At 71.7% G+C, this 24,371-nt stretch carries 19 protein-coding genes; 9 read left to right on the top strand and 10 right to left on the bottom strand.

What is annotated here, in order from left to right; translation table 11 throughout:
• Positions 1–51: 51 nt before the first annotated feature.
• The 6 genes from EDD90_RS48470 to EDD90_RS48495 all read right to left on the bottom strand — a co-directional run bounded on the left by EDD90_RS48470 (position 52) and on the right by EDD90_RS48495 (position 9,307).
• The gene (locus EDD90_RS48470) at positions 52–2,415 is read right to left on the bottom strand and encodes a SpoIIE family protein phosphatase (RefSeq protein WP_260328562.1); all 2,364 of its coding nucleotides are present in this window, start codon (positions 2,413–2,415) and stop codon (positions 52–54) included.
• Between the two features lie 84 nt (positions 2,416–2,499).
• Positions 2,500–2,883, bottom strand: coding sequence for a hypothetical protein (locus tag EDD90_RS48475; protein ID WP_185149487.1), 384 nt, complete (start codon positions 2,881–2,883; stop codon positions 2,500–2,502).
• A 427-nt stretch (positions 2,884–3,310) separates the two neighbouring features.
• On the bottom strand, positions 3,311–4,234 hold the full coding sequence (locus EDD90_RS48480) for a MurR/RpiR family transcriptional regulator (protein ID WP_123979386.1): 924 nt from the start codon (positions 4,232–4,234) through the stop codon (positions 3,311–3,313).
• Positions 4,235–4,371: 137 nt separating this feature from the next.
• Positions 4,372–6,060 carry a glycosyltransferase family 39 protein gene (locus EDD90_RS48485; protein ID WP_123982421.1) on the bottom strand — a complete coding sequence of 563 codons (1,689 nt, stop codon included), beginning with the start codon at positions 6,058–6,060 and terminating at the stop codon, positions 4,372–4,374.
• 90 nt (positions 6,061–6,150) lie between these two features.
• Positions 6,151–8,082, bottom strand: coding sequence for a phosphatase PAP2 family protein (locus EDD90_RS48490; RefSeq protein ID WP_123979387.1), 1,932 nt, complete (start codon positions 8,080–8,082; stop codon positions 6,151–6,153).
• Positions 8,083–8,359: 277 nt separating this feature from the next.
• On the bottom strand, positions 8,360–9,307 hold the full coding sequence (locus EDD90_RS48495) for an N-acetylglucosamine kinase (protein ID WP_123979388.1): 948 nt from the start codon (positions 9,305–9,307) through the stop codon (positions 8,360–8,362).
• A 360-nt stretch (positions 9,308–9,667) separates the two neighbouring features.
• Between EDD90_RS48495 and EDD90_RS48500 the strand changes: the two genes are divergently transcribed.
• The 6 genes from EDD90_RS48500 to EDD90_RS48525 all read left to right on the top strand — a co-directional run bounded on the left by EDD90_RS48500 (position 9,668) and on the right by EDD90_RS48525 (position 17,924).
• Positions 9,668–10,801 (top strand): ROK family transcriptional regulator, encoded by a 1,134-nt coding sequence (locus EDD90_RS48500; RefSeq protein ID WP_260328563.1) that lies wholly within the window; start codon positions 9,668–9,670, stop codon positions 10,799–10,801.
• 274 nt (positions 10,802–11,075) lie between these two features.
• A complete protein-coding gene (locus tag EDD90_RS48505; RefSeq protein WP_123979390.1) occupies positions 11,076–12,398 on the top strand; it encodes a sugar ABC transporter substrate-binding protein in 1,323 nt (440 codons plus the stop codon).
• 123 nt (positions 12,399–12,521) lie between these two features.
• Complete coding sequence (locus EDD90_RS48510; RefSeq protein WP_123979391.1) at positions 12,522–13,433, top strand: carbohydrate ABC transporter permease; 912 nt, start codon at positions 12,522–12,524, stop codon at positions 13,431–13,433.
• Positions 13,430–14,332 carry a carbohydrate ABC transporter permease gene (locus EDD90_RS48515; protein ID WP_123979392.1) on the top strand — a complete coding sequence of 301 codons (903 nt, stop codon included), beginning with the start codon at positions 13,430–13,432 and terminating at the stop codon, positions 14,330–14,332. The genes EDD90_RS48510 and EDD90_RS48515 overlap by 4 nt, the downstream gene beginning before the upstream one ends.
• A 2-nt stretch (positions 14,333–14,334) precedes the next feature.
• The gene (locus EDD90_RS48520; RefSeq protein ID WP_123979393.1) at positions 14,335–16,089 is read left to right on the top strand and encodes a hypothetical protein; all 1,755 of its coding nucleotides are present in this window, start codon (positions 14,335–14,337) and stop codon (positions 16,087–16,089) included.
• A gap of 17 nt (positions 16,090–16,106) precedes the next feature.
• Complete coding sequence (locus tag EDD90_RS48525) at positions 16,107–17,924, top strand: hypothetical protein (RefSeq protein WP_123979394.1); 1,818 nt, start codon at positions 16,107–16,109, stop codon at positions 17,922–17,924.
• A gap of 13 nt (positions 17,925–17,937) precedes the next feature.
• On the opposite strand, the gene EDD90_RS48530 is transcribed toward EDD90_RS48525, so the two are convergent.
• Positions 17,938–18,603, bottom strand: a complete 666-nt coding sequence (locus EDD90_RS48530) for a nucleoside/nucleotide kinase family protein (protein WP_185149488.1) — start codon at positions 18,601–18,603, stop codon at positions 17,938–17,940.
• A gap of 77 nt (positions 18,604–18,680) precedes the next feature.
• Between EDD90_RS48530 and EDD90_RS48535 the strand changes: the two genes are divergently transcribed.
• From EDD90_RS48535 to EDD90_RS59245, 3 genes are all read left to right on the top strand, one after another.
• Positions 18,681–19,415 (top strand): HAD family phosphatase, encoded by a 735-nt coding sequence (locus EDD90_RS48535; protein WP_123979395.1) that lies wholly within the window; start codon positions 18,681–18,683, stop codon positions 19,413–19,415.
• Positions 19,412–21,757: a glycoside hydrolase family 65 protein gene (locus EDD90_RS48540; protein ID WP_123979396.1), complete on the top strand. Its 2,346-nt coding sequence runs from the start codon at positions 19,412–19,414 to the stop codon at positions 21,755–21,757. Before EDD90_RS48535 ends, EDD90_RS48540 begins: the two co-directional genes overlap by 4 nt.
• A gap of 85 nt (positions 21,758–21,842) precedes the next feature.
• Complete coding sequence (locus tag EDD90_RS59245) at positions 21,843–21,917, top strand: 50S ribosomal protein bL37 (protein ID WP_100661309.1); 75 nt, start codon at positions 21,843–21,845, stop codon at positions 21,915–21,917.
• Positions 21,918–21,937: 20 nt separating this feature from the next.
• On the opposite strand, the gene EDD90_RS48550 is transcribed toward EDD90_RS59245, so the two are convergent.
• From EDD90_RS48550 to EDD90_RS48560, 3 genes are read right to left on the bottom strand one after another with little or no spacing between them, the layout of a single operon-like run.
• Positions 21,938–23,047, bottom strand: a complete 1,110-nt coding sequence (locus EDD90_RS48550) for a DNA alkylation repair protein (protein ID WP_123979397.1) — start codon at positions 23,045–23,047, stop codon at positions 21,938–21,940.
• A gap of 55 nt (positions 23,048–23,102) precedes the next feature.
• Positions 23,103–23,945 carry an SDR family NAD(P)-dependent oxidoreductase gene (locus tag EDD90_RS48555; RefSeq protein ID WP_260328564.1) on the bottom strand — a complete coding sequence of 281 codons (843 nt, stop codon included), beginning with the start codon at positions 23,943–23,945 and terminating at the stop codon, positions 23,103–23,105.
• A 44-nt stretch (positions 23,946–23,989) separates the two neighbouring features.
• Positions 23,990–24,346, bottom strand: coding sequence for a nuclear transport factor 2 family protein (locus EDD90_RS48560; RefSeq protein WP_123982425.1), 357 nt, complete (start codon positions 24,344–24,346; stop codon positions 23,990–23,992).
• Between the last annotated feature and the right edge of the window lie 25 nt (positions 24,347–24,371).

A 24,371-nucleotide genomic window follows, 5' to 3' on the forward strand; every position in this document is an offset into this window, starting at 1 on the left:
GCAGGCCTGTTCTGGTACTGGCGGCACCGTGACGACGACTGACCGGTCCGGCTACTCCTCGTCCGCCACCGGCACCCGGATGTCCAGCACGCAGACGTCGTCCCGCCGCTCGCCCTCCAGCATCGCGGCGAGGAGCGCGTCCAGGGAGCCGGGGCCGGCGGCGCGGACGGCCTCGGACAGGCGGGCCAGGCCCGTGTCGATGTCCTCGCCCGGCCGTTCGACCAGGCCGTCGGTGTACATCAGCAGCCGGTCACCGGGCTCCAGCCGGCACTCGGCGGACTCGTAGACCGGGTGCGCCGAGGCGCCGAGCAGCATGCCGTCCGGGCGGTCGAGCAGCTGGACCTCGCCCGCGCGGACCAGGAGGGGCGGCAGATGACCCGCCTGGGCCCAGGCGAGACGGCGCTCCGCGGGCTCGTAGCGGGCGAGGACGAGCGTCGCGGTGGCCTGGGCGTCGCGTGAGTGCAGCAGCAGGAAGTTCAGCCGGGCGAGCGCACCGGTCAGGGAGGAGCCGGTGGTCACCATGCCCTTCGCGGTGAACCGGAGCTGGGCCATCGTCGCCATCGCGTCGACGCCGTGGCCCGCCACGTCGCCGACCACGAACAGCGCCGCGTCGTCGGGCAGTTCGATGGCGCTGAACCAGTCGCCGCCGACATGCACCCCCGCCTGCGCGGGCAGATAGGCGACCTCGACGCGCAGCCCGCGCAGCCGCACCGGCCTGCTGGGCAGCGGCAGCAGCGCGTGCTGGAGCCGGGCGGCCAGCGCGCGCTCGGCCTCCAGGACACCGCGCTGCATCAGGATCGCCCGCTCGCTGTCCACCAGGGCGAGTTCGGCGCTGCGCTGCGCGGTGAGGTCCTGCACGAAGCCGTGCACCTCGACGACCATGCCGTCCGGGGCGGTCACCGCCTCGGCGACGGCTCGCAGATGCCGTACGGCGTTCCCGGACCTTATCCGGAACGGGACGTCGAACTGGTTGCCGTTGCGGGCGAGTTCGGAGACGGCGCGGGCCAACGCGTGGGCGTCCTCGGGCAGCACGAGATCCGGCAGCAGGTCCAGCGGGACCGCTCCGCGTCCCGGGTCGCGGCCCAGGATGGTGTAGACCTGCGAGGACCAGGTGACCTGACGGGTGACCAGGTTCCAGGTCGCCCAGCCGAGGTTGCCCAGCCGCTGCATGTCCGCCAGCCGCTGTTCCTGCCGCTCCTCGGTGTCGTGCCGCAGCCAGGTCACGAGCAGCCCGTCACCGAGCCGCGCGGCCCGTACCGAGTAGGTGGCCGTCACGGTGACCCCCGCGACGACCTCCTCGTAGACGAACGGCTCGCCCTCGTACGGCTCTCCGCCGAGCGCCTTGAGGTATCCCTGCCACAGCGACTCGCCGGCGACGGCGGGGTAGCTCTCCAGGATGCGCGCGCCGACCATCTCGCGGCCCGTGCGGCCGAGGATGTCGAAGGCGTCCGGGGTGGCCGCCTCGACGAGGTAGTCCTCCACCTCCCCGGTGGCGGCGCGCAGCGGGGTCAGCAGGACCGCCGCTCCCGGCAGCGCGTCCAGCACCCGCTGCACCGTCCGGGAGAAGCCCGAGGTCTCCGGTTCGGGAGGGCCGCCGAGGGCGGTGAGCCGGCCGGCGCACAGCCGGGTGACGGCCCGCAGCAGCTCACGGGCCGCGGGACCGAAGACGGCCTCGTCCCGGCGCAGTACCCCGAGGGCCGTGGCGGCCGGACCGTCACCCGGGACCGGCAGCCAGGCCCGGGACCGCCAGCGCCCGGGCGGCTCACCGATCAGCTGGAACTCCTGCCGGTCCTCGGCGAAGCGCTCCAGCCAGAGCGGCTCACCGGCCTTCAGCGCCTGCAGCGGGGCGATGCCGTCCAGCGGCGGCACCTGGTGCCACTGGACGGCGAGCGTCGCGTCGATACCCGCGTGCCCGATGAGTTCGAGCCCGTCGGCGGGCAGCCGCCGGTACAGCAGTACCGCGTCGGCGTCGAGCTTGGGCGCCAGGTGCTCCAGCAGCGCTCCGGCCAGCTCCTGCGGGGAGCCCACGTGCACCAGGGCCCTGCCGATGCGGCCGAGGGTCTCGGTGGTGCCGGGCGCCGCGACCGGCTCCCGGGGGTCTGCCGGGGCGGGTGTTTCGGCGGTGGTGGCGGCCGGGGGTGTGGTGGGCATCAGCGCGCCGAGGGTGAGCCAGCACTCCTCCAGCAGCGTGCGGTTCCCGGCTTCGGCCCGCTGCCGCAGTGCTTCGTGGGCGGCCTCGGGAGAGCAGCCCGTGGTGGCCATCAATGCGCCTGTGGCCCGCTCCACCAGGGCCGAGGTGGCCGTCGTCTCCCGCAGGCGGTCCAGCTCGGCGCGTTGCCTGGACACGATCTTGGCGAGTGCTGCCAGCTCGGCGACCGCGCCGGTGCCCACAGGAGATGCGTGCTCGCTCGTCACGGGTCGAGCATCGCACAGGAAGGTGCCTCTGATCACACCCGTGCCGGATCCGTGAAGGACCTGCGCAGACGTAGGCCGATATGGTCAGCGGCCGGTGCTGTGCCCGACGAGTGCCTCGGTGACCGCACGTACGCTGCGCGCGATGTGCTGGAGCTGCATGACCTCCGCCGCGTACAGCTTGATCGTGTGCTCGATGACCGACTCCGGCAGGCCCAGCAGGGGCAGTTCGGCCCGCGCGGTCTGCAGTGCGGTGCGCGCCACCCGGACCTCGTGCTGGACCTGGATCTGCGCGTGCCGGGCGAGCAGTACGGGGTGGCGGATCAGCGCCGGGTAGCTGGCGTAGCGGGCCGGCACCAGTTCGCGCAGCCACTTGGTGGCCGAGCGCTCCCAGTCGTAGCTGCCCGGCGCCTTGACCTGGCAGGGCCAGTCGGGGCTGATGCGCGTGGTCGTCGTCAGGGTCATGATCATCGCTTCCGGGTGCGGCGTCGTGAGGGTGGTCGACGGAGGTCTCGGCGGCTCCGGCCTAGGGGATGGCCGGAGCCGCCGCGGGCGAATCGCGCAGGCGATGCCCGTTCGAACACCCGGGGCGCCGACGCGGGTAGGAGACGGCGGCAGAGGGTGTCCGTGCAGAGGCCCCGGGCGTCGGCCGCCGGCACTGCGGGTGGTGCTGCGTGCGCATGGGCGGTCCGTCGGCTTTCTCGGGGCGGGTGCGTGTGCGTCCTCGGTTGCGGAACGTGCCCGGGGTGTGCCGGGGTGATCCGTGAGCAGTATTTATATATGCCGTCCGCTTTGCAAGACGTATGAAAACATTCATGCGTGGAATGCGGTGAATGGTCCCCTTACGCGGCCATGCGGTGGGAGGAGGACGGGACGGCCGGGACGCCGGACCCCGGGGTCAGTCCTTGAGGAAGAACTGGTGCTGCTCGGCGACCTGCTCGTACTCCTCCAGGCGCGCCTGGGTGCGCTCGGGGTCGGCGTCGGTCATGGCCTGCAGCAGCGCGGCGGCCATCAGACCGGGCACCGCGTAGGTGTCGAAGACCAGGCGGGCCCCGATGCCGGTGCTGAAGGTGACGTCGGCCTCGTCGGCCAGCGCGCCGAGCGCGAGGTCGGTCACGAGGGCGACCCGCAGACCCGCGGTGCGCGCCACCCGGATCGCGGTGAGCGTCTCCTGCGCGTGCCGGGGCATGCCGAACGCCAGCACCCAGGTGCCGCCCGCCTCACGCGACTGCAGCAGCGCGTCGTAGGCCACGCTGCCGCCCCGGGTCACCAGCCGTACGTCGGGGTGGATGCGGCGGGCTGCGTAGGCGAAGTACTCCGCAAGCGAGACGGAGATACGCAGGCCGAGCACGGTCAGCGGGGACGACTTCGACAGCTCGCGGCCGATCCAGATCACCCGGTCCGGATCGGCGAAGTCCCGGCGCAGGTTCTCCAGGTTCTCGATCTCGGCGTCCACGGCCGCCTGGAGCTCGTTGCTGCGCTGCTCGGTGGCCGCCCCGGTACCGCCCGCCAGGGTGCGCAGCGCGATCGACTGGAGCCGCTCCCGCAGCGCCGGGTAGCCGCTGAAGCCGACCGCGGCCGCGAACCGGGTCACCGACGGCTGGCTGACCCCGACCCGGTCGGCGAGGTCGGTGATGGAGAGAAAGGCCGCCTCGGTGATGTGGTCGATCAGGTACTGGGCGATGCGCCGCTGCCCGGGGGAGAGCCGGGGGCCGTCGAAGAGCTCGCGGAGCTGGGAGGTGGGCGCGGCCTCCGCCTCCGGCACGGTTTTGCCCGAGGTGATCGCGGATGCCTGAGCGCGAGCCTGCTGCGGCGATGGCACCGAAGCGCCTCCTTTGTCTCCCACGAGGACTCAACATAGCTCACGGACCGTGGTGACCAGGGGGTGTGCGCTACGCCGGACCGCCCCGGCGGCCGGACTCCCGGAGAGCGGAACCGGCGCCGGAGTCCCGGTGATCGTCACCGCCGATAGATGGTGATCGAATGCCCGACATCATCGACCGGACGGCTGCTGTGGATCAATTCGGCCAGTTCACCCCGGGCTTTGGCGACCCATGAGTCCGAGACGACCAGCAGCCCGTGCACCTTCCCGGCCGGCACCTTGCGGGGGTCGGTGGCATGGATGCCGTAGTACGCCGGAACGCCACTGCCCTTGTACACCAGCCAGATCCGCTCGCCCGGATAACGCTCCTTCAGCCGGTCGGCGAGCCTGCCCAGGTCCTGGCCCCAGTCCACGTTGGAGTCGTGCAACCGCAGATGCGTCTTCGCCGGACCGCCGAACGCCTCGTTGGAGTACGGCAGATACAGCGGGAACGTCCGCAGCGAACTCACCGCGACAAACAGCACCAGCGCCCCGGTGACCGGCCGCGCCCACCGTCGGCGCAGCGCCAGCACCGAGGCCGCGCCCACCGCCAGGAACATCGGCATGAACAGCGCGTACCGCGTCCCGAAGTCCCGCGACCCGGTCATCGCCGAGGCCAGCAGCACGGCAGGCGGCACCAGCACGTACGGCGCGGCCGGCCGCAGCCGTCGTACCGCCACCACCGCCACCGCGCCGGCCGCCCAGAGTGCCAGCATGCCGAGCGGGGTCTTCACCAGCAGGGCGGCCGGCAGGTAGTACCAGCGGGACCCGGTGTAGAGGTGCCCGAACAGATAGCCCTGCCAGGGCAGGTCCTCCAGGGCGAACTGCACCCGCATACCGTCCCGGTAGGCCCGGGGCAAGGGCATCAGATCGACCAGGGCTCCGCGCAGGCCGTGCACCGCCGGCACCGGTTCGGCGGGCAGGAAGCGCAGCCGGGGATCGACCGCCAGGTAGGAGAGCCAGACCACGGCGACCGCCGTCACCGCCACCACCGCGGCGGCCGCCAGGGCACGCAGCGCACGGCCCGGTCGCGCGCCCCACACCGACACCACCGCCAGCGCCGTCAGCACCGGGATCGCCGGCAGCGCGCTCATCTTCGTCGCCACCGACGCCCCCAACGCGGCCCCCGCCGGCGGCAGATACAGCCGGGGCCGCAGCCGGGCCCGCCACACCAGCCAGGCCGAGGTCAGCACGAACCCGGCCGAGGGCACGTCGAGCGTGGCCAGCGAGCCGTGTGCGATCAGGTCGGGGGAGAAGGCGTACAGCGTGAGCGCGAGCAGCCCGGCGGTCCTGCCCAGGATCTCGCGGGCGAAGGCGAAGGCGACCAGACCGAACAGCAGCGTCAGCACGATCACCGGCAGCCGGGCCCACAGCATCACCCGCCAGGGGTCGTTGCCCGACGCGTACAGCAGATGCCGGCCCACCTGCCCCTGGTTCCCCTTGTAGGACGGGTCGTAGTGCGGGTCGGCGACCGCGATACCGGCCATGATGACGAGCTTGCCCAGCGGCGGGTGCTCGGGGTTGTAGCGGATCCGGTGCTCGTGGAGGTAGTCGGTGGCCGTGGCCACGTAGACCGGTTCGTCGATGGTGGGCGTCTGCTGCACGGCGGTGGTGACCATCGCCGCCGCCATCTGGGCGAGCAGCAGCACCACGAGGGCCGGCACCAGCCACCGGCGGCGGGCGCGCAGGGCGGCGACCAGCCGGGCCGCGCGGGTGGGCCGTGCGACGGGCCTGGGGACGTCGGGTACGTCGGGTTCGAGAACCGACTGCTGTTCGCTTGCCATCATCCGCCCCGCGGGGACACCGGGCCCGCGGTGACGGGAACGATCACTGGCCGCCATGGGCCTACTTTCGCATCGCTCCCGCCACCGGGCGCGTCACCGCTTCACGAGTCGTACCGACAGACCGTCTGCCGTGTACACGGGTACGGCCCGCAGCGTGGCGGAGTTCAGCTCCACCTTGTCGAACTGACCGCGCAGTCGCGGCACGTCGATCACGGCGAGGGTACTGCCCGCGGCCGGCGGGTGCTCGGTGTCGAGGTTCAGGGTGAGCGTGGTGCCCTTGCCCAGGGCCGCGAGGTGCTTCACCGTGAGCGGCGCCTTGCAGCCCCTGCTCAGCGTGACCTCCAGAGTGCCCGCGTCCTGCGCGTACGCACCGCGCACGAACAGCCGGTCCGTCACCCGCAGGGTGCCGGCCGAGACCCGGACGTCGCCGTGGCCCAGCGCGTCGTCCGAACCGGCGGCCAGGGTGCCCGCAGCCAGCATGGTCCCGCCCGAGTAGCGGTTGCGGCCGGTCAGTGTGAGCGTGCCGGTGCCGAGCTTGGTCAGACCGCCCCGGCCGTCGATGTCGTTGCGCCAGCTGTCGGCCGCCGCGAAGCCGCCGGCCGCCGCGTCCAGGGTGACCGTGACGTCCGCGTCGAAGGAGCCGTAACCGTCCGCCGCGGCGAAGAGGTTGAGACGGCCCCACTGCTCGACGCCGTCCAGCAGCACGTAGCCGGAGGGCAGGCCGGTGGTGCGCAGCACCTCGCGGCGCTGGTCGGCGGTGAGGTACGGCTGGCGGGTCTCCAGGAGCACCTCCGCGCCCTTGGGCACGGTGAGCGGCAGGTCGCGGCCCTGGCGGGGGAGCACGTACGTCAGCCGGGGGGTGGCGGCGCGCTCGTTGGCCTCGCGGTCGGTGTACGGGTCGGTGGCCGCGCCGGCCGAGTGCGCGTAGGCGTACAGGGTGTCGGTGCTGGTGCCGGTCTGCGCCTCGAAGTAGGCGAGGGCCTGGGCGCGGGCGGCGGCCTTGAGGTCGGCGTTGGCCGGGTCGGCGAGGGTGGCGGCGGCCAGCGCGGTGGCCATGATGCGGCCGCCGATCACGTCGACCGTGTTGTGCATGCCGGCGACGATGCGGGTGTCGGCGAGCTCCAGGGCGCGGGTCACCAGCTCCTGGAAGCGCTCCGGCACCGCGTACGCGTAGGCCAGGCCCGCCAGGTGGAAGGCGTTGGTGTGACCGGACGGGAAACCGCCGTCGTCGGTCGGGGAGGTGCCGCGCTGGCGCAGCAGCTGCGGGGCGACGACCACGTCGGACTCGTAGACCGGGAAGCCGAACGCGTCGGTCGTGCCGGTGTCGACGACCTGGTTGTCCTCGTTCATCCGCCACGGACGCGGGTACTGGTAGGCGTACTTGGACGGGTTGCCGGACGCGTAGTTCCCGCGCACGGTGTCGACCAGTTCGGCCACCTTGCCGAGCGCCGAGCTGTGCGAGCCCGCACCGAGCGCCGAGCCCGCCGGGGCGCCCGCCGGGACGGCGTCGCTGATCGTGGTGGCGGGGGTGGAGTCGGGCGCGCTGGTGATCGAGGTGACCGCGAGGGAACCGGCCTTGTAGAGGTCGGCCAGCGGGCCCAGGCCGGCGATCATCGCGTAGCTCTGGTGCTGCCGGTCGTAGAGGAACGCCTTCTTCGCCTCGGCGTCGGTGCGCCGGGTGGTGACGCGGGCGCAGTAACGCATGTTGGCGCGCAGGATGTCGGCGCGCAGCACGGTGCCGGTGTTCCAGGCCGAACCGGTCTTCCATATCTGCGCGAAGCCGCCGAGGATCCGGACCACCGCGTTGGTGTCGGCCGTCAGGTTGGTGCTGATGTTCGTCTTGTAGTCGTCGACGAACGCGAGGGCGGTGGCAGCCTTGGCGTCGGCGGCGGCCAGCCAGCTGACGAGGGTCGGGGCGGCCACCATGCCCGCCGACGCGCCGAGCGAGGTCTTCAGGAATCCCCGTCGGCCGACGGCGAGTCCACGGGCCGGAGAAGAGGAGTGGTGCCCGGCAGGTGACGGCATGGGTGTGCCTCTCTTGAGTTCTACGGGGAGTTCACACGAACGGCCGGTGCGCCCGATGTGCGTGAGCGTGTGGGTTCGCGTGGGAAAAGTGTTGAACGAGCGAAGTTCTAGGACCGGCCCGTGTCCCGACGGTCATGGTCCGACGACCGCCACATGGCCCGGAGTTGAACGGAAGTCCGGTGGTTCACAGGAAGCAGGGCCGGGACCTGCGTGTTCGCAGCGTCGAACGGCCCGTGGTCGGCGGGCCCGTAGGTGAACGGGCCCGCGGACGGATTCCTCACAGGATCGAACGCGCGAGTGCCACCGCGCCCGCCACGGGCGGACTGCGCAGCGGCTGCGGCCGGGCGCCGGGTACGGCCTCGGCGAGCGCGGCGGCGAAGGCGTCGTACAGGCGCGGCTGGGAGAGGATCGTGCCGCCCGCCACCACCACGTCGTCCACGGCGAGACCGCGGGCGGCGAGCCGGGTCACCAGGGCGGCGAGCGCGCGGCCGCCGTCGGCTATCACGTCCCGGGCGATCAGAGAGCCCGCGTCGGCCGCCGCGAACAGCACCGGGGCGTGCCGGCCCCACTGGGCCGAGACGTCGGTGGCGCTCTCCAGGGCGGCGCCCAGCGCGGGCACCTCGGCCACCTCGAAGGAGGCGACCAGTCCCGTCGCGAGCGCGTCGGGTGCCTCGCCGCGGTCGTGTGCGGCCCAGGCGGCGCGGGCGGCCTCCCGGACGAGTCCGGCGGCGCCGCCCTCGTCGCCGAGCACCGCACCCCAGCCGCCCACCTGCACGGGGCTGCCGTCGGCGAGCCGGCCGACCGCCACCGAGCCGGTGCCGGCGACCAGACCGACCCCCTTGTCCAGGCCGGCGGCGGGGACGAGGAGTTCGGCGTCGCCCACCACCCGGACCGGTACACCGAGGGAGTCCCGCAGCGCGTCGGCGATCCCGGCGCACTGCCGGGGCGTCTCACAGGCATGCCCGCCGACGGCCAGTGCGGCCGGGCGGGCGTCTGCGGGCAGAGCTTCGTGGACCAGCGCGGTCAGCCAGCGGGCCGCGGCGGCAGAGTCGTGCGGCCGCCAGCCGCTGCTCGGGCGGACGTGGTCGGCGACCTGCTCCGCGCCGGCGAGCGCGCGGAGGTGGGTCTTGGTGCCGCCCACGTCGACACCGACCACGAGCGGGGAAGAAGGAACGACCGGCACGGATCCTCTTTCGTCGTCTGGGCACGGAGCGCCGAAGATCATGGCACTCAGGGCCTGGCCGGCGGATCCAGCCGCAGACGCGGACAGCCGCCGCTGTTTTTCTGCGACTTGATCCGCCGGCCAGGCCCTAGCTGCGACGGCGGGCGAACCGCGCCTGGCCGAACAGGAGTTGAGCTAGTCGGGAAGCCCCGGGACGGGCTTCTTGCGGAGCACGGCAGGCGAGTACCGTGTACTTCGTTAGGAAGTTAACTAACGAAGTACAGTGCGTCAAGAGTTGTCGCGCTCTCGATCGACGGGCCGCTGTCGAGGGCAGAACCGCGCGGCACAAGGGCACCGCATCGCCGCATCCCACGACACCCGGGAGCGCGGCCCCTGACCCATGGGGGAACTGTGGAACACGTCGTGGCTGAAGCCCCCCGTCTCACCGAGAGCGCCGGCGCGGTGTTCGCCGTGCTGGCCCAGGCCGGCAGCGCCACCCGGCCGCAGCTGGCGAGCCTCGCGGGCCTGTCCAAGCCGACGGTCTCCGCCGCCGTCGCGGAACTGGAGGGGGCGCGGCTGGCCACCCACTCCGGTACCGCGTCCAGCGGCACCGGCCGCTCCGCCGCCGTGTACGGCCTCGGCCCCGCCGCCGGCTCGGTGCTCGCCGTCGACCTCGGCCCGGCCCGCACCCGGGTGCGCTGCTGCGCCCTGGACGGCACCCTGCTCGCCGAGGCCAGCACACCCAGGGCCCGGGCCGCGGACGCCGTCCGTGAGGCGCTGGACGCGCTGCCGGCGGACGCACCGCTGCGGGCCATCGTGGTCGCCGTCGGTGACGTCACCGAGCCCGACCGGACGAGCGGCGGCATGCGCCCGGCCACCGCCAAGGCCGGACCCGTCTTCGACGCGGTGTCCGTCGCGCTGCCGCCGGGCGTCCCCGTCCACCTGGAGAACAACGTGAACTGCGCGGCCCTCGCCGAACTCCACGAGGGGGCCGCCCGGGGCCGGCGCACCTTCGGCTATCTGCGGATCGGCGTCGGTATCGGTCTCGGCATCGTCATCGGCGGCCAGGTGCTGCGCGGCGCCAACGGAGCCGCCGGTGAGCTCGCCCGGCTGCCCTACCCCTGGGACGACGACCGGGAGCCCCGCCAGGAGGCCCTGGAGGCCTACGTGGGCTCCCAGGCCCTGCTGCGCAGGGCCGCCCAGGCCTGGCGGCCCGCCGACGGCCCACGCCCGCGTACCGTCGACCGGCTCTTCGCGCTGGCCGCCCAGGGCCGGGAGCCCGCCCGTTCCCTCGTCGCCCGGCACGCCGCCGACGTGGGCCGGCTGGCCGCCGCCGTGACCGCCGTACTGGACCCGGGGCTGCTCGTACTGGGCGGCAGCACGGGCGCCGATCCGCAGCTGCTGCCCGGCGTGCGGGCCGAGCTGGGGCGGCTGAGCTGGCCCACCGAGGTGGTGAGCAGCCAGATCGGCGATCTAGGTACCGTCGTAGGGGCTGCCCGGCTAGCCGTGGCCAAGGGAGTCCAAAACGTGACCGAAGGAGCGCAGGTGAAGGATTGACGGCCTCCGACTTGGTCTGCCAATGTCCGGACAAGCGCTTTCTAAGCCGGTCGGGACACCGGCTTGGGGTGAGCCTCCCAGCCCGTACACGACGTACGGCAACCGCACGAGGGCGTGTCCGTGCGGTGACGGCCAGGACGGCCGGGGATCTCCCCCCGCGTGGACGATGCGGCCGGGCGAGGCCGCGCCCCCGGAAAGTGACTTTCCTCAAAAATGCACCTGTGCCGCCTCAGCCGGCGCCGTGCTCCGTCCCTCCGACGAAATGGGATCGAAGATGACCACTGTGGGTGTGCGGCGCTCCCGCCGACTCGGCCGCGGCGGTATGCGCCGCCTGGTTCCCCTCGCTGCCGTGGCCTCGGCAGGTGCTCTGCTGCTCTCCGCCTGCGGGTCGGGCTCCGGCTCGGGCGGGACCGCCAAGTCGCTGACGTTCTGGATCTCCACGGTTCCGGGGCAGGACGCGGGCTGGAAGAAGCTGGTGGCGCAGTACAAGAAGGAAACGGGCGTCAACGTCAAGCTCGTCAACATCCCCTACGACGGCTACCCGACGAAGCTGCACAACGCCGCGCAGGCGAACTCGCTGCCCGACGTCGCCGACGTGCCGGCCCTGGACCCGATCTGGTCGAACAAGCTGATCGACCTCAGCTCCATCGCCAACAACAAGAGCTACAACATCAACGGCAACTTCCTCGCCAAGGACACGTCCGGGAAGGTGCTGTCCATCCCCTCGGACGTCACCGCGTCCGGCCTGTACATCAACAAGACGCTGTTCAAGAAGGCCGGCGTCGCCGTCCCGACCTCGCCCTCGAACACCTGGACCTGGGACGAGTTCATCGCCGCGGCGAACAAGGTCCGCGAGAAGACCGGCGCCAAGTACTCCCTGACCTTCGACCAGTCGCCCTCCCGGCTGCGCGCCATGGTGTACGAGATGGGCGGGCAGTACGTCCACGCCGACTCCTCCGGCAAGTTCTCGGTGGACGCCGCGACCAAGAAGGCCGTGAAGTACTTCGTCGGACTGAACGACGACAAGGTCATGCCGAAGTCGGTGTGGACCAGCGGCGCCGACCCGTCGGCCCTGTTCCAGAGCGGTGACGTGGTCGCCTACTGGTCCGGCGTGTGGCAGGTCGCCTCCTTCGCGGACAGCATCAAGAAGTTCGACTGGGCGAGCGTCCCGACCCCCGCCCAGCCGGTGCAGGCCAGTGACGTCAACAGCGGCGGCATGATGGTCGGCTTCAACAACAACAGCGACGCGGCCACCGCCGCGAAGAAGTTCATGTCCTGGGTGTACGACCCGAAGCAGTACACCGAGCTGGTCGAGTCCTCCGGGTTCCTCCCGGTCGAGAGCGGTCTGAGCCCGAAGTACCCCTTCACCTCCGAGGCGGCGCAGGCGGCCTTCAAGCTGTACAACGAGGAGATCCCGCTCTACGCCCCGATCTCGGGTTACTTCAACAACGCGCAGACCGCGTGGGTGCTGAAGGGCAAGAGCCTCACCACCGACCCGACCAAGACGGAGCTCGGCAAGGCGATCAACGGCCAGCAGTCGGCCGACAAGGCCCTCCAGAACATCGTGGACGGCTACAACCAGCAGGTCGGCGGCTGATCGCAGGCCGGTGGGCCGGGCGGCGGTGTCTCGACCCCGCCGCCCGGCCCCGGCCGGCCACATGATCACGGGCTCATGGCCCGAGCCCATGGCAATCCATCCCCACAGCACGGAGTCAGGAAGATGACAAAACGCGCCTCGGACGTGTCCGGGAGCCCGCCCAGGCGACGCAGCACCTACACCCTTGCGCCGCTCGTCCTCATCGCGGCCAATGTCGTGCTCTTCGCCCTGTTCTTCGTGTGGCCGGCGGTGATCGGGCTCGTCTACTCCTTCACGAACTACACGGGTGTGGGGGCGTTCCAGTTCGTCGGACTGGACAACTATCACAACCTGTTCGGGGACTCCGCCTTCTACGACGCGCTGACCCGGACGCTGCTGTACGCCGTCCTCTTCGTGCCGCTGAACTTCGCGGTCTCGCTGCTCATCGCCAATGTGCTGGTGAGCAAGCACGCCAAGGGCACGTCGGTCGCACGGATCATCTTCTTCATCCCGTGGCTGCTGTCGCCCATCGTCGTGGGTGTCCTGTGGCGGTGGCTGTTCGGTGAGAACTTCGGACTGGTCAACTACTTCGTCGAGAAGCTCGGCGGGCACGCCATTCCGTGGCAGTCCAACGCGGACCTGTCGCTGCTGGTGGTGGTGATGGCGGCGTCCTGGGCCTGGACGGGCTTCTCGATGCTGCTGTTCATCGCGGCGATCAAGAACGTGCCGGTGTCGTACTACGAGGCGGCCTCGCTCGACGGCGCCGGTCCATGGCGCCAGTTCTTCAGCATCACGCTGCCGAGCATCGCGCCCACCTCGTTCATCGTCATCCTGCTCAACACGATCAACGCGATGAAGGAATACCCGGTGTTCGTCTCGCTCAACAACGGCGGACCCGGAACGTCGAACAACCTGCTTGTCCAGTACATCTACCAGACCGGATTCCAACGGGGCCAGATCGGCTACGCGAGCGCCGCGTCGTTCGTGCTCATGCTCATCCTGATGGCCGTCGCGATCATCCAGCTGATCGTCAACCGACGGGTGGAGAACCGATGACAACCACAGACACGCCACGCCGGATCGACGCCGATCCCGGACGGCCCGTCTCCAAGAAGCGGTCCCGCGGCGCGAGCAGCGGCGGGCTCCGGCGGGCGGTCCCCGCGACGACACTTCTGTGGATCCTGGCGTGCCTCTACGGGCTGCCGGTGCTGTGGTTCATCCTCAGCTCCTTCAAACCGGCCGGGGACCTGTTCTCCTATCCGCTGACGATGGTTCCGCACCACCCCACCCTGTCCGGTTACCTCACGGCGTGGCGCAGTGCCAACTTCTCGCAGTACTTCATCAACACGACCCTCGTGTGTGTGATCACGACGATCCTCACGGTGGGAGCCAGCTGCTGCACCGGGTACGCGCTGGCCAAGTACGACAACAAATGGCTCAAGGCGTTCTTCATCTGCATCCTGGCCACCACGATGCTGCCCGGCGAGGTCATGCTCGCCCCCGAGTTCCTGGTGGTCCGCAACCTCGGCCTCTACAACTCGTTCGCCGGCGTCATCCTCCCGGCCGTGCTCACCGCGACCGGATGCTTCATGTTCCGCCAGTTCTTCCTGACGGTTCCCGACGAACTCGTGGAAGCCGCCCGCATCGACGGCGCCCGTGAACTGTCGATCTTCCTGCGGATCATGGTGCCGCTCTCCCGGCCCATCATGCTGACCCTCGCCATCCTGTCCTTCCAGTGGCGGTGGAACGACTACATCTGGCCGCTGCTGATGCTGAACGACCCCGACAAGTTCACCGTGCAGATCGGCATCCAGAGCATCGTCGGCGCGCAGAACATCAACTGGTCGGTACTGCTCGGCGCATCGGTCATCTCCATGATCCCGCTGATCGTCATCTTCCTGGTCTTCCAGCGCTATGTGATGGGCGCCGACATCAACGCAGGACTGAAGGACTGACCGTGTCCACCCCGCTCGACCACGAGTTCGTCCGCGCGGCGGCCCGCGCCGCCGACCGGCCGGCCGCCCCGCTGGCGGCCGGCCCCGGCGAGGAACCCGCCGGGGTGCCGCACCGCGCTCTGGCACGCCGGGTGAAGACTCTGGTCGCGGCGTACCGGTCCCCGGACTCGGCACTGCACGGCAGCGGGCAGGCCGTCGCCGCCGCGACGACCCACCTCCGCGCCCTGAGGGCAGCGCAGACACCCACCGGCCTCTTCGCCGGCGGCGACAACGTGCAGTCACCGCCGGACTCCGCGTTCACCGTCAACGACGTGTGCGACACGCATGTCCTCGCCAGCGGCGCCGGGCCGGAACTGCGCGACGTCACGGCCGCGCTCGCCGAGATCGCCGGCGCCGCCACCGGCGCCCTCCTGACCGGCGGGGTGCACACCCCGAACCACCGCTGGGAGCTGTGCGCGGCGCTGGCCCGGCTGCACCGGTCCTTCCCGGACGACCGGCTGCCGGCCCGCGTCGAGCAGTGGCTGGCAGAAGGCGTCGACATCGACGCGGAGGGCCTCTACTCGGAGCGCAGCGCCGTCTACGCGTCCCACGTGACCAACCCGTCGCTGCTGCTGCTGGCCGACGTGCTCGGCCGCACCGACCTGCGGGACGCCGTCGAACGCAACCTCGCCGCGACCCTGGACCTCATCAGGCCGGACGGCACGGTGGAGACCGTCCACTCACGACGGCAGGACCAGAACCACCCGTTCCCGCTGGCGCCCTATCTGCCGCACTACCGGCTGCTCGCGATCCGCACCGGCCGGGGCGACTTCAGCAGGGCGGCGCGACTGGCGGCCGCCGACGGCATCGACGACCCCGACCTGCTCGCCCAGACCATCCTCATCCCCGACCTGTGCCGCGCACTGCCGGCACCGGCGCCGGAACCCCTGCCCCGCGACCGCTACCTCACCACCGCACGCCTCGCCACCCGCGCCTCCGCCACCGCGCACAGCGTCCTGTACGGCGGCTCGGACGTGCCCGAGCACCGGCGCATCCGCTCGGGCCTCGCCTGCAATCCCACCTTCCTGCGCCTGTTCGCCGGCGACGCCGTCCTCGACGCGGTCCGCCTCTCACGGGGATTCTTCGACCTCGGCCCGTTCCGCGCCGCCGGCATGGAACAGCTCGCCGGCAACCGGTACCGGCTCACCGAGACCCTCACGGCCGCCTACCACCAGCCGCTCCCGCCGGACCGGCGACGGGCCGACGGCGCCTACCGGATGGCGGACGAGGGACGCTTCTCGGCCGCGATGGCCTTCCCGGACCGCCCCCGGGACGAGGTCTCCCAGACGACCCGCGTCGACGTGGACCTGCGGGAGGACGGCGCCGACCTGCGGATCGACATCGGCGGACCACCGGTGCCCTGGGCCCTCGAACTGACCTTCCGGCCGGGCGGCGTGCCCGAGGGCGCCGAACCGATCGGTGACGGACGCTGGTGCCTGACGACCGGGCCGCTGACCTACCGGGTCGGTGACGACGAGATCCGGGTCGAGACCGACGTCGAGGCGGGCGAACCGCTCGCCGGGCCGGACCGGAGCGACGTACTGCGGTACGACCCGGGCCAGGACCACACCGTGGTGGGCGGCACCGACGCGACGACGGGAAACCGCGTCTACATAGGCGGTCAGGGCCCGCAGACCCTGACCGTCGCGCTGCGCGCCCACCGACCCGCGCCTGTCCTAGGACCCCGACGACCCACGCCATGGCCACCTCCGGCATGAAGGGCTGACCTCCTCCGATGCATCTGCCGCGCCAACTCGGCCCGCTGCACAACCTGCCGTCCACCCCCGAGGCGTACGACGCGGTCCTCGCCGACGTCGTGGAGCAGGCCCTGGCCCGCCTCACCGCCGAGGGCAACCTCGAACACCCCGACGCCGACGACGACATCGGCGACACCTCCCTCGGTATCACCTCCCTGCTGGCCCTCGCCTGGCAGCGCTCCAAGGACCCGCGCCTGCCGGAGGCCGTGCACCGCAGTCTCGCCTTCCACCTGCGCGAGCGGGTGTACACCGAGGACAACCCCGGCTACCCGAACCTCACGGTCCGCGACTCCGGTCTCCCGTACGCGCGTTACGTCCTGGCGGCGGGCGCGCATCCGATCGGGGACTGGCCGAGCACCGTGTGGGCGCTGCTCCAGGCCGTGAACGTCCTGGACCTGTCGGACGGTCTGGTCGACGACGGACAGCGCGCCGAACTCCTGGCGCTGGCCAAGGGCTACTGGAGCTGGCTCACCGAGGCCACCTTCTTCAACCCGCAGGAGGCCGGCAACCAGGCGATCGGATGCGTGGTCGGCGGGCTGATGCTCGCCCGCCATCTGCCCACCGGGGAAGGGGAGCCGGTCCGCGAGCGGGCCCTGACCCTGTACGCCGACGAGATCCGCGCCCACCGCGTCCTCGACCGGGGTGCCCTGCTGCCGCCCGAGCACGGCGGCGCCTACGACAACAACTACGGCCCGATCTCCCTCTCCTTCCTCGCCCAGGCGCACCGGATCAGCGGCGCGGAGATGTTCGCCGAGGACGGCGACGCGCTCGCGCGGTACATCGACGCCCGCCTGACGAACGGCGGCTTCGACAACGGCGGCCCCCGCTACAGCGAACAGCACTCCGCCTTCGAGTCGGTGCTCGGCCTGCGCTACTTCGGCGCCCGGATCGGCTCGGACCTGGGCCGCTACCGCGGCGACACCAACTGGGGGCGGCACGCGGTCAAGCCGGACGGCGGTGTGGACGGGCACTTCGCCTGGATGCTGGTCTGGCAGATCCAGGACACCACCCCCTGGCACCGCACCCCGTCGACCACCCCGGCCCGCCATCAACTCCGCGCGGGATCCGTCTCGGTGGCCTTCGACAGCCGGATGACCCCGGCTCTGGTCGAGACGGCCGGCACCTACTACCTCCCGGCGGCGGTGAACCGGCAGCACGGCTTCGGCCCGGTCCTGGACGGCTTCCTGTTCTGCCGGCCGATGGGCGAGGTCCGCGTCCGGGACATGAGCGCCTACCACCTGACCGCCAAGCTCGTCAGCAAGCCGGTCGTGGGGCGCGACCACGTCCTGCGGCATGTGCGCTCCCTGTACGTCACGGACGGCACCAGCCTGTGGGTGACCGTGGCCGTGGAACGCTTCGACGGGACGCCTTACCTGCTGGCCGGGCTGCCGTACGCGGCGGACGACGGTGACCGGGTGCGCCGGGTCGCCGAGGGGGAGGTCGCGGCGGCGGGTGCGCTGCGGCTCACGCACCCCTCCGTACAGGGCGCCGACCACTTCGACGCGCGCGCCGAACTCACCCAGGAACAGGCCGCGTTCGCCCTCGCCGCCGACCCGCGCGGCTACGGGAACCCGGACGAGGGCTGGAGCCACCTGGTGACCTCCAGCGCCTACGAGGCCGAACCGGCGCCGGGCGCACCGGAGCACCTGCAGGTGTTCGCCGTACGGTACGGGGCCGGCGGTGACTTCGCGCCGTCCTTCGAGGGCGACCTCACCGTGCGCACCGAGGCGTTCACGGCCGTCATCGGGCCCGAGGATGCCCACGGCGTGCCCGAACTCGCCCTCGCCGCCTGCTAGTTCAACATATCCCTCAGCGGCTGCCCGCGTCGTACGGCGCGGGCAGCGCCGTCTGCGGCACCACCAGGTCCGCCCGGTCCCGGGTGGCCGCGACCAGGTCGGCGTTGAGCTGGTCGGTGCCGGCCACCCAGACCACGGCCTGCTCGTGCCCCTTGCCGAACTCCTCGTGCCGGGCGACCAGTCGGCGTACCCGTTCGGTCTCGTCGATCTCGCAGAACCACACCTCGTCCAGGGCCGGCCGCACCCGCGCCCACAACCCGTCCGCCAGCAGCAGGTAGTTGCCCTCCGTCACCACCAGCCGGGCCGTCGGCGGCACCGGGACCGCACCCGCGATCGGCTGTTCCAGCACCCGCTCGAAGCCCGGCGCGTACACCACGTCGTCCCGGTCCTCGCGCAGCCGCCGCAGCAGCGCCGCGTACCCGCCCGCGTCGAAGGTCGCGGGCGCGCCCTTGCGGTCCCTGAGGCCAAGCCGTTCCAGCTCGACGTCGGCCAGATGGAAGCCGTCCATGGGCACATGCGCCACCCATGGCTCACCCGTGCCGTTCAACTCCCGCACCAGTCGCTCGGCGAGGGTCGTCTTCCCGGCGCCGGGGCTGCCCGCGATGCCGAGGATCGCGCGCGGACCGCGTCCGGCGAGTGAACGGGCGCGGTCGAGGAGGTCGTCGAAAGTCAGCGGCACGCAAAAAGTGTGACACCGGCCCCGGGATGTGGCGGAGGCCACCCCCTCAAGGCCGCGCGATGGGGAAGATGCCGGACATGACTGCACTCGGTCTGCCCGACACCATCCAGGCCTGCCTCTTCGACCTCGACGGGGTCGTCACCAAGACCGCCGTCGTGCACGCGGCGGCCTGGAAGGAGACCTTCGACGCCTTCCTGCGCGGCTACGACGGCCAGCGCCCCTTCGACGCGGTCGCCGACTACGACGAGTACGTCGACGGCCGCCCGCGCGCCGACGGGGTCCGCGCCTTCCTCGACTCCCGGGGCATCCACCTGCCCGAGGGCACCCCGGACGACCCACCCGACGCACCCACCGTGCACGGCCTCGGCAACCGCAAGAACGTACTGCTCCTGGAGAAGATCCGCACCGAGGGCGTCGAGGCCTACGACGGCACCCTGCGCTATCTGGAGGCGGTCCGCGCGCACGGACTGCGCACCGCGATCGTCTCCTCCAGCGCCAACTGCCGTGACGTGCTGCGCTCGATCGGTGCCGAGCACTTCTTCGACGTCCGTATCGACGGGGTCGTGGCCGCCGAGCGCCGGCTGCCCGGCAAGCCGCACCCGGACACCTTCCTGGCCGCCGCCCACGACCTCGGCGTCGAGCCGTCCCGGGCGGCCGTCTTCGAGGATGCCCTCGCCGGGATGGACGCGGGTCGCGCGGGCCGTTTCGGGTACGTCGTCGGAGTCGACCGCGTCGGACAGACCGACGCCCTGTACGCGCACGGCGCGGACACGGTCGTGAAGGACCTCGCCGAACTGGGAGGCAAGCAGTGATCACCCACCGGTCGTACGCCGTGGAGCCCTGGGCGGTCCGCGAGACCGAGCTCGACCTCGACGTGCTCGCGCAGAGCGAGTCGGTGTTCGCGCTGTCCAACGGACACGTCGGCTGGCGCGGCAACCTCGACGAGGGCGAGCCGCACGGCCTGCCCGGCAGCTACCTCAACGGCGTGCACGAGGTGCACCCGCTGCCGTACGCCGAGGCCGGCTACGGCTATCCGGAGTCCGGGCAGACGGTCATCAACGTCACCAACGGCAAGATCCTGCGACTGCTGGTCGACGACGAGCCCTTCGACCTGCGCTACGGCCGGCTCGTCGCCCATGAGCGGGTCCTTGACCTGCGCCGGGGAGTCCTGGAGCGGACCTGCGAGTGGACCTCGCCCGCCGGATCCACCGTGCGGGTGCGTTCGACCCGGCTGGTGTCGCTGACCCAGCGGGCGGTGGCCGCTGTCTCCTACGAAGTGGAGGCGGTCGACCGGCGCTGCCGGATCGTGATCCAGTCCGAGCTGGTCGCCAACGAGCAGCTCCCCGAGTCGGACGGCGATCCACGCGCGGCGCTGGCGCTGCAGTCGCCGCTGGAGCAGGAGGACGGCTTCGCCTCCGGGCAGCGGCTGCGGCTCGTGCACCGCACCCGGCGCAGCGGCCTGCGGGTCGCCGTCGCCGCCGACCACACGGTCTCCGGGCCCGAGCGGACCTCCACCCACGCCGAGAGCGGTGCGGACATGGCCCGGCTGACCGTCACCTCCGTGCTGGAGCCGGGGGAGCGGCTGCGGGTGGCCAAGTTCGTCGCGCACGGCTGGTCCGGGGTGCGCTCCCTGCCCGCGATGGCCGACCAGGTGGACGCGGCCCTGGCGGCCGCCTCGCACGAGGGCTGGCAGGGACTGCTCGACGAACAGCGCGGCTACCTGGACGACTTCTGGTCCCGGGCCGATGTGGAGGTGGACGGCGACGAGGAGGTCCAGCAGGCCGTCCGCTTCGCGCTCTTCCATGTCCTGCAGGCCGGGGCCCGCGCCGAGCAGCGGGCGATACCCGCCAAGGGCCTGACCGGCTCCGGATACGACGGGCACGCCTTCTGGGACACCGAGATGTTCGTGCTGCCCGTCCTCACCCACACCGCCCCCGGCGCCGTCGCCGAGGCGCTGCGCTGGCGGCACAACACCCTGCCCGCCGCCCGCGAGCGCGCCACCCAACTGGGCCTGGACGGGGCCGCGTTCCCCTGGCGGACCATAGCGGGCTCGGAGGGCTCGGCGTACTGGCCGGCGGGGACGGCGGCCTTCCACGTCAACGCCGACGTCGCCGACGCGGTGGTCCGCTATGTCGCCGCCACCGGCGACACGGACTTCGAACGGGACACCGGCGTCGAACTGCTCGTGGAGACCGCCCGGTTGTGGCGTTCGCTCGGCCACCACGACGGCCGGGGCGCCTTCCACATCGACGGCGTCACCGGCCCCGACGAGTACAGCGCGGTCGCCGACGACAACACGTACACCAACCTGATGGCCCGGGCGAACCTGCTGGCCGCCGCCGACGCCGTCGAACGCCACCCGCGCCAGGCGGCCCGGCTCGGCGTCGACGCGGAGGAGAGCGCCGCCTGGCGGGACGCGGCCGAGTCCATGCACATCCCCTACAACCACGAACTCGGCGTCCACGAACAGAACGCCGGGTTCACCCGCTACCAGCGCTGGGACTTCGAGAACACCCGCCCCGAGCAGTACCCGCTGCTGCTGAACTTCCCCTACTTCGACCTCTACCGCAAACAGGTCGTCAAACAGGCCGACCTGGTGCTGGCGATGTACACCTGCGAGGCCTTCTTCGACGAGGAGCACATCGCCCGCAACTTCGCCTACTACGAACCGCTGACCGTCCGCGACTCCTCGCTGTCCGCCTGCTGCCAGGCCGTCGTGGCCGCCCAGGCCGGCCACCTCACCCTCGCGCACGCCTACACCGCCGAGGCCGCGCTGATGGACCTCGACGACCTGGAGCACAACACCCGCGACGGACTGCACATCGCCTCCCTCGCCGGCACCTGGATGGCCCTGGTGGCCGGATTCGGCGGGCTGCGCCACTACGACGACGGAGCCCGCTTCGCCCCCCGGCTGCCGGAACGGCTGCGCCGGCTGGCCTTCAGCCTGCAGCTGCGGGACAGCAGGCTGCGCGTGGAGATCGGCTCCGACAAGGCGACCTACACCCTCCTCGACGGCCCACCGCTCACCGTCCACCACCACGGGGAGCCGGTGACGGTCGGCACCGACGGCCCCGCCGTGCGCGCGGTGCCCCCGGCCCGCCCGGGCCCGGCTCCGCAGCAGCCACCGCACCGGGCACCGAACCGGCCGGCCTGAGGGCAGCGTCACCTGATGCGGACATATCGGGGCGAATCTAGACTGGCGAGGCCCGGAAGATGACGGAATCAGGGAGATGTGTGCCATGGCCAAGCGAGGGAACAAGCGACGCGCCCGCAAGAAGAAGAAGGCCAATCACGGCAAGCGCCCCAACGCCTGAGCCGATCTGAGCGGTCGCCGTCAGGGCTGCAGCAGCCGGAAGTCGACAGCATCGAACTGGTGGCCGTTGACCTGGAGTTGCACCTGGTGGGCGCCTGGGTAGTAGACGCGGGTACTGATCGGCCGGAACGAGTGCTCGCGTGTGACCTCGGTCGACCGGCCGGGGTCCAGGGTGCGTTTGGCGAGCTTGAAGACTTTCGGTGCGGTCCTGCCGTTCGCCTTCATGTGATGGATGACGTAGTCGATGGAGAGAGTGACCGGTCGCCCGGAGATGTTCGTGATCCGGGCGGTGAAGGTGAGCGCGCCTCCGAACGGGATGTCGGTCTCTTCCGGCAGCGGTCCGACGACCGTGAGGTCGTCGCGGCTGCCGTGGAAGCCGACCAGCTGCAGGGCGTTCGGGTCGCCCTTCCTGACCAGGGTGCGCATCGCGTGGCGGATCAGGGCCGGTGTGGTGTCCTGCGGGGTGCCGGCCCAGCGCGCGGCGGTGCGGCCGGCGAGGCCGGCGTCCAGGCGGGAGACGTCGTTGAGGTGGTTGGCGACCGAGCGGCGTACGAACGCGGAGCTGTCCGGGTAGAGGGCGTCCAGGATCGGGATGGTCAGGGCGGGGTTGTGGTTGAGGGCGGGGACCTGGCGCGCCCAGGGCAGTTTGGGCCGGGTGCCTTCGCTGGCCAGGCGACGCACGGCCTCCTCGGGTGAGGTGGTCCAGGTCCGGGCGGCGGCAAGGGTGCGTTCCAGGTCCGCGTTCAGGAAGGTACGCAGCGCGAATTCGCTGGTCAGCCGAGGTGTGAGGGCGGCCATGAGGGTCAGGCCGTCATCGAGGTCCTGGCCCGTGCCGGAGTCGGCGGCCGCGGTGGCGACGGCCTCGGTGACCGGCCAGAGCATCCAGCCGGTCAGGTCCGCCCGGGGCAGGGCCGCGCGGACCGCGCGGGACAGACGGCGGTAGTCGTGCCCGGCGTCGGCCAGCAGCGCCTCACCGACCGTACGCGCGCGTTCGCTCAGGCCGAGCGATGCCAGTGTCCGTGCGCTCTCGGCTACGGTCTGCCACGACGAGGTCCCGGGTGAGGTCTCCTGCAGGATCAACGCCAGGCTGCGGATGCTGCCGGGGCTGATCAGCTCGTCGGCGGTGGGCACTGATCCTCCAGGAGAACGAGATGTGGGGCTGCTGCTCAGGGGGTGCGCGCTCGGGCTACGCCGCTCGGGGGAAGTCCGCGGCCCGGGAGGCGGTCTCCTGGGCGCGCAGTTCGTCCAGGGCGCCGCGCAGTTGGTCGTGGACGCGGTCGTATCCGCGGTTGCCCAGCACGATACGGCGGGGCGGCGCGTCCTGGCTCATGGCGTCGACCACGGCCTTGACGCCGCGGTGGGGATCGCCGGGCTGACGGCCGTCCTGGCCGACCATGCCCACCCGCACCGTCTCCACGAACGCCCGGTAGGCCTCCACGGTCTCGGTCACCGGCTCCTCGACGAAGGCGGCATAGGCCCGGGTGCGGAAGGCACCCGGCTCCACGGCGAGGACCTGGATCCCGAACGGCTCCACCTCGGTCCGCAGCGCGTCCGTCATGCCCTCCACCGCGAACTTGGCGGCACTGTAGAAACCGAAACCGGGCACGCTCGCGATCCCGGCGACCGAGGACATGTTGACGATCCATCCGCTGCGCCGCTCCCGCATTCCGGGGAGCACCGCGCGGACGAGGTCGACGACGGAGAAGAAGTTCAGCTCGAAGGAACGGCGGACATCGGCCTCAGGAGAGCCCTCCACCGATCCGTACCAACCGCGGCCGGCATTGTTGACCAGCACATCGATCCCGCCGAAGTGCGCTTCCGCGGCCCGGACCGCGGCCCGGACCTGCTGGGGGTCGGTGGTGTCCAGCTCCAGCAGCAGGATCCGCTCACGCGCCTCGGCGCCGTGCAGGTCGGCCCATTCCTTCAGCTGCCCGGCCGGCGGGCGGTCAGCACGACGTTGTCGCCCTGCTCCAGCGCGACGTCGGCATAAGCCCTGCCGAAACCACCGGTACCGCCGGTGATGAACCATGTCTTCACAGTGCTCCTCCTTGGAGCGGGTAAGGCGGCAGCGGGTCAGGGGGCGATGACCAGGCTGCTGATCAGCGTGCCGTCGAGGGTGAAGCGGTAGCCGAGGTCGACGCTGCCGCCGGGGAAGTCGCCCTCCAGGTGCTGGGTGAGGGTGAACCGATGGGTGCCGGTGCGCTCGGCGGCCACCGGCGTGGTGGTGTAGGTGAACTCGGAAGCGGCGTTCGCCATCCACTCGGTGATCGAGGGTATGCCGGTGTGGGTGTGGCCCTCGTCGGTCACGCTCGCCTGCGGGGTCAGGATCCCGGCCAGCGCGGTGGTGTCCCGGGTGTCGAGCGCGGTGAGGAACTGCCGGACGGCCGCGGGCAGATCGGTGATGTCGATACGAACGGTGCTGTCGGTCATGGGGTGCCTTACGTGAGGTGATCGG

This window comes from Streptomyces sp. Ag109_O5-1 (assembly GCF_003814875.1).
GTDB lineage: Bacteria > Actinomycetota > Actinomycetes > Streptomycetales > Streptomycetaceae > Streptomyces > Streptomyces sasae.

Coding starts and splice junctions, on each gene's coding strand:
- EDD90_RS48475 (WP_185149487.1), bottom strand. CDS start 2,883: ATGATCATGACCCTGACGACGACCACGCGCATCAGCCCCGACTGGCCC.
- EDD90_RS48485 (WP_123982421.1), bottom strand. CDS start 6,060: ATGATGGCAAGCGAACAGCAGTCGGTTCTCGAACCCGACGTACCCGAC.
- EDD90_RS48490 (WP_123979387.1), bottom strand. CDS start 8,082: ATGCCGTCACCTGCCGGGCACCACTCCTCTTCTCCGGCCCGTGGACTC.
- EDD90_RS48495 (WP_123979388.1), bottom strand. CDS start 9,307: ATGATCTTCGGCGCTCCGTGCCCAGACGACGAAAGAGGATCCGTGCCG.
- EDD90_RS48505 (WP_123979390.1), top strand. CDS start 11,076: ATGACCACTGTGGGTGTGCGGCGCTCCCGCCGACTCGGCCGCGGCGGT.
- EDD90_RS48510 (WP_123979391.1), top strand. CDS start 12,522: ATGACAAAACGCGCCTCGGACGTGTCCGGGAGCCCGCCCAGGCGACGC.
- EDD90_RS48515 (WP_123979392.1), top strand. CDS start 13,430: ATGACAACCACAGACACGCCACGCCGGATCGACGCCGATCCCGGACGG.
- EDD90_RS48525 (WP_123979394.1), top strand. CDS start 16,107: ATGCATCTGCCGCGCCAACTCGGCCCGCTGCACAACCTGCCGTCCACC.
- EDD90_RS48535 (WP_123979395.1), top strand. CDS start 18,681: ATGACTGCACTCGGTCTGCCCGACACCATCCAGGCCTGCCTCTTCGAC.
- EDD90_RS48555 (WP_260328564.1), bottom strand. CDS start 23,945: ATGGTTCATCACCGGCGGTACCGGTGGTTTCGGCAGGGCTTATGCCGA.
- EDD90_RS48560 (WP_123982425.1), bottom strand. CDS start 24,346: ATGACCGACAGCACCGTTCGTATCGACATCACCGATCTGCCCGCGGCC.